Source organism: Kineosporia mesophila, from assembly GCF_021129235.1.
GTDB lineage: Bacteria > Actinomycetota > Actinomycetes > Actinomycetales > Kineosporiaceae > Kineosporia > Kineosporia mesophila.
The window spans coordinates 1-3,804 of record NZ_JAJOMA010000052.1 but is presented as its reverse complement, the minus strand read 5'-3'; the positions used below and the strand labels follow the sequence as shown (position 1 = coordinate 3,804).

Annotated in this window: 2 rRNA genes; both read right to left on the bottom strand. The window is 56.3% G+C overall.

The window, feature by feature from the left end:
• A 23S ribosomal RNA gene (locus LR393_RS34750) occupies positions 1–1,939 on the bottom strand; the annotation flags it as partial.
• 423 nt (positions 1,940–2,362) lie between these two features.
• Positions 2,363–3,804 (bottom strand): 16S ribosomal RNA (locus tag LR393_RS34745); the annotation flags it as partial.

The window sequence follows — 3,804 nt, the reverse complement described above, 5'->3', positions numbered from 1 at the left end:
TCACGCCTCAGGCCCCCCTTCTCCCGAAGTTACGGGGGCATTTTGCCGAGTTCCTTAACCACGATTCACTCGATCGCCTTAGTATTCTCTACCTGACCACCTGAGTCGGTTTAGGGTACGGGCGGCTCGAACCTCGCTAGATGCTTTTCTCGGCAGCATAGGATCACCCACTTCCCGCCAATGCGGTCATCATCACATCTCAGGCTTATCATCAAAGAAAGAACTGCGGATTTGCCTACAGCTCGCCCTACATGCTTAAACGTGGACTACCATCGCCACGCGGAGGCTACCTTCCTGCGTCACACCATCGCTTAACTACTACCAGTCCAGGTCACAGGCTCCACTCCAACGGCCCGAAGGCCGGCAGAGCTTCACGAGTTTAGTATCGCTGGGTTCGCTATGGGCGGTCCTTCGCCGGTACGGGAATATCAACCCGTTGTCCATCGACTACGCCTGTCGGCCTCGCCTTAGGTCCCGACTTACCCAGGGCGGATTAGCCTGGCCCTGGAACCCTTGGTCATTCGGCGGACGGGTTTCTCACCCGTCTTTCGCTACTCATGCCTGCATTCTCACTCGTGTGGCGTCCACACCTAGGTCACCCCGATGCTTCACCCGCCACACGACGCTCCCCTACCCATCCACACACCTGAACAATCCATCAAGGGACTGCTGGGTTATTGTGTAAATGCCACAGCTTCGGCGGTGTACTTGAGCCCCGCTACATTGTCGGCGCGGAATCACTTGACCAGTGAGCTATTACGCACTCTTTAAAGGGTGGCTGCTTCTAAGCCAACCTCCTGGTTGTCACAGCAACTCCACATCCTTTCCCACTTAGCACACGCTTAGGGGCCTTAGCTGGTGATCTGGGCTGTTTCCCTCTCGACTACGAAGCTTATCCCCCGCAGTCTCACTGCCACGCTCTCACTTACCGGCATTCGGAGTTTGGCTGACGTCAGTAACCTTGTAGGGCCCATTAGCCATCCAGTAGCTCTACCTCCGGCAAGAAACACGTGACGCTGCACCTAAATGCATTTCGGGGAGAACCAGCTATCACGGAGTTTGATTGGCCTTTCACCCCTACCCACAGCTCATCCCCTCAGTTTTCAACCTAAGTGGGTTCGGTCCTCCACGCGGTCTTACCCGCGCTTCAACCTGGCCATGGGTAGATCACTCCGCTTCGGGTCTAGAGCATGCGACTAAAAACGCCCTCTTCGGACTCGCTTTCGCTACGGCTACCCCACACGGGTTAACCTCGCCACACACCACTAACTCGCAGGCTCATTCTTCAAAAGGCACGCCGTCACCCCGCAAGGCTCCGACGGATTGTAGGCACACGGTTTCAGGTACTATTTCACTCCCCTCCCGGGGTACTTTTCATCTTTCCCTCACGGTACTAGTCCGCTATCGGTCACCAGGGAGTATTTAGGCTTAGCAGGTGGTCCTGCCAGATTCACACGAGATTTCACGAGCCCCGTGCTACTTGGGAGACAACTCAGTGAGACCACATCATTTCGGCTACAGGACTAACACCCTCTACGGTCGCCCATTCAATGACGTTCGCCTATGACATGATTTTCTGACTCACCCTTACCATGACAGTAGTAAGAAAGAAGTTCCCACGACCCCGAACATGCAACGCCTGCCAGCTATCACACACGCCCGGTTTAGCCTCATCCGCTTTCGCTCGCCACTACTCACGGAATCACATGTTGTTTTCTCTTCCTGACGGTACTGAGATGTTTCACTTCCCGTCGTTCCCTCCCAACACCCTATATATTCAGGTGCAGGTGACTGGACACATCTCCAGCCGGGTTACCCCATTCGGAAACCCTCGAATCACAGCTCGGTTGCCAGCTCCTCGAGGCTTATCGCAGGCTCCTACGTCCTTCATCGGCTCCTGGTGCCAAGACATCCACCGTATGCCCTTAAAAACTTACCCGACACACCCAGCATCAGAGCTTTCACTCCAACCTGAGCGCACGAAATATGCACAGATTAAAAGATGCTCACGTCCACTATACAGTTCACAAGCAACGAACACACACAACCCTCAGACCCACCAATTACCCCGACACCAGCCGAAACCAGATACGAGGCACTGTGATGAAAGGACTGTCATGCCAGTCGGAGAAGAACCCGAAGATTCCTCATCCTAAGTTCACGGCCCACCAGTTTCACCCGGTGGCCCGCTCCCTCAGGACCCAACAGCGCATCCCCATCCGCGACCCCGCAGATGAGCTCCAACCGATGTTCCACCCTGAGCAGCCACCCGGCATCACGCAATCACCAGAGTTGGTGACCATCACGTGCCGGCCATGGCATTCTCTGACACCTCACGAAGAGGTGTATGAGTGCTCCTTAGAAAGGAGGTGATCCAGCCGCACCTTCCGGTACGGCTACCTTGTTACGACTTCGTCCTAATCGCCAGTCCCACCTTCGACGACTCCCTCCCCTTACGGGGTTAGGCCATCGGCTTCGGGTGTTACCGACTTTCATGACGTGACGGGCGGTGTGTACAAGGCCCGGGAACGTATTCACCGCAGCGTTGCTGATCTGCGATTACTAGCGACTCCGACTTCACGGGGTCGAGTTGCAGACCCCGATCCGAACTGAGACCAGCTTTTTGGGATTCGCTCCACCTTACGGTCTCGCAGCCCTTTGTACTGGCCATTGTAGCATGCGTGAAGCCCAAGACATAAGGGGCATGATGATTTGACGTCATCCCCACCTTCCTCCGAGTTGACCCCGGCAGTCTCCCATGAGTCCCCACCATAACGTGCTGGCAACATGGAACGAGGGTTGCGCTCGTTGCGGGACTTAACCCAACATCTCACGACACGAGCTGACGACAACCATGCACCACCTGTGAGGCGCCCTTGCGGACCCCGCATCTCTGCGAGTTTTCACCCCATGTCAAGCCTTGGTAAGGTTCTTCGCGTTGCATCGAATTAATCCGCATGCTCCGCCGCTTGTGCGGGCCCCCGTCAATTCCTTTGAGTTTTAGCCTTGCGGCCGTACTCCCCAGGCGGGGCGCTTAATGCGTTAGCTGCGGCGCAGAATCCGTGGAATGGACCCCACACCTAGCGCCCAACGTTTACGGCATGGACTACCAGGGTATCTAATCCTGTTCGCTCCCCATGCTTTCGCTCCTCAGCGTCAGTTACGGCCCAGAGACCCGCCTTCGCCACCGGTGTTCCTCCTGATATCTGCGCATTTCACCGCTACACCAGGAATTCCAGTCTCCCCTACCGCACTCTAGTCTGCCCGTACCCACTGCACGCCCAGAGTTAAGCCCTAGGTTTTCACAGCAGACGCGACAGACCGCCTACGAGCTCTTTACGCCCAATAATTCCGGACAACGCTTGCACCCTACGTATTACCGCGGCTGCTGGCACGTAGTTAGCCGGTGCTTCTTCTGCAGGTACCGTCACTTGCGCTTCTTCCCTGCTGAAAGAGGTTTACGACCCGAAGGCCTTCATCCCTCACGCGGCGTCGCTGCGTCAGGCTTTCGCCCATTGCGCAATATTCCCCACTGCTGCCTCCCGTAGGAGTCTGGGCCGTGTCTCAGTCCCAGTGTGGCCGGTCGCCCTCTCAGGCCGGCTACCCGTCGTCGCCTTGGTAGGCCATTACCCCACCAACAAGCTGATAGGCCGCGAGCTCATCTCTGACCGAAAAACTTTCCACACACAGACCATGCGACCATGTGTCATATCCGGTATTAGCCACCGTTTCCCGTGGTTATCCCAGAGTCAGAGGCAGATTACTCACGTGTTACTCACCCGTTCGCCACTGATCCACCCCGAA